Source organism: Streptomyces sp. NRRL B-1347, from assembly GCF_000720325.1.
Classification (GTDB): domain Bacteria; phylum Actinomycetota; class Actinomycetes; order Streptomycetales; family Streptomycetaceae; genus Streptomyces.
The window spans coordinates 1-1,130 of record NZ_JOJM01000238.1 but is presented as its reverse complement, the minus strand read 5'-3'; the positions used below and the strand labels follow the sequence as shown (position 1 = coordinate 1,130).

Sequence of the window (1,130 nt, the reverse complement as noted above, 5' to 3'; positions counted from 1 at the left end):
CTGGCCGGCCGCTCCTTCTGTGGCCCCGACGACATCGCCGAGGTCACCACCGTGGCCACCGCCCAGCTCAACGCCCGCGCCAAACCCTGGATCTGGGGCCGACCGGCCCCGCCCACCCGTCTCCTCCGCCGCCGTTTCGAGTACCGCCTTTGAGGAATCGAGCACGACCTTGCCTGGCAACGCGCCTTCACCCGCGCCCGCACCACACAAACCCGCGCCACCGGCTTGCCGGCTGACGTACGAACCTGGATCAGAGCACAACACGCCGCCTGGACACATCTACGCCCCCAACAGCAACAACTCCTGGCCGACCTGGGCATCGCCCCCGTCGGCCGCCGCCGGACCAGCCGCGTCTACCCCACGAGTCCCGGACTCGCCCACGCCCGCGCCTACGCTGCCCTGAACGGCCACCTCGCCTGCAGCAAAGACACCCGCCACGACGACTTCGCGCTGGGCGACTGGCTGACACAAAAACGCCGCGCCGCCCGGCAAGGCCGCCTTTCCCCCACCACAGCTCACGCCCTTGAAAACCTCGACCCCTGGTGGTGCCCGCCCTGGCCCCACATCTGGCAACGCACCTACCACCAAGCCCGCGAGCAGCACGACGCCGGCCAGGACCACTCCCCCGCCATCCAGCGATGGACCGAGCAGCAACGCACCCGTTGGAACACCCTCCACCCCACCCAGCAACAACTCCTCACCACCATCGGCATCCACCCCAGATAGAACCGACAACACCACCATCACCAGACGTGCGTTCGATTAGTGTGGTGCCCTGGACAGGGCAATATCGGAATCGGGAGACTGTGGGCATGGCGTCCTCCGCGCATGAGGCATCTGCGTCGGCCCTGGGCTATATCTTCCAGGCCGCAGCTGGCCCTCCTTGAGCTGCTGCGGGGACAAGAAGATCACCCGGACGGGGCGATCAGCCTGGAGCTCCACGACGACGTTGCGTGGGAAGAAGACGGTCGGCCCGTTGAGCTGCTGCAGGTCAAACACCACATTCGCAGTGTGCGGTCGCTCGGCGACAAGGAGGCTTATTCAGCGCGATTCTGAGGGTCTCTGTCCGGACCCTCAGAAAATGAACAGCGGCCCGTTGTGAGAGAATTGGGTTTACCACGACACAAGAC

The 1,130-nt window shown here is 66.1% G+C and carries 1 protein-coding gene; it reads left to right on the top strand.

Annotated elements, in window-relative coordinates; genetic code table 11:
• Positions 1-225 precede the first annotated feature (225 nt).
• Positions 226-726: a helicase associated domain-containing protein gene (locus IG74_RS50650; RefSeq protein WP_234334696.1), complete on the top strand. Its 501-nt coding sequence runs from the start codon at positions 226-228 to the stop codon at positions 724-726.
• Positions 727-1,130 lie beyond the last annotated feature (404 nt).